1 protein-coding gene is annotated in these 254 nt (G+C 45.3%); it reads left to right on the top strand.

Annotation, left to right across the window (positions count from 1 at the left end; all coding sequences use genetic code 11):
• Nucleotides 1–254 (top strand): GTP-binding protein (locus AAEY57_RS21445; protein ID WP_350608723.1); only part of this gene is annotated, 254 nt, incomplete at both ends.

Genomic DNA, 254 nt, shown 5'->3' with positions numbered 1-254 from the left:
CGTCACTACGCACACGTAGATTGTCCTGGTCACGCCGATTATGTTAAAAACATGATCACTGGTGCTGCTCAAATGGATGGCGCTATCTTAGTAGTAGCTGCGACTGATGGCCCTATGCCACAAACTCGTGAGCACATCCTACTTTCTCGCCAAGTTGGTGTTCCTTACATCGTTGTGTTCATGAACAAATGTGACATGGTTGATGATGAAGAGCTACTTGAGCTAGTAGAAATGGAAGTTCGTGAACTTCTTTC

The organism is Pseudoalteromonas sp. MER144-MNA-CIBAN-0113 (genome assembly GCF_040308965.1).
Lineage (GTDB): Bacteria > Pseudomonadota > Gammaproteobacteria > Enterobacterales > Alteromonadaceae > Pseudoalteromonas > Pseudoalteromonas tetraodonis.
This window is presented reverse-complemented; position numbering and strand designations above follow the sequence as displayed.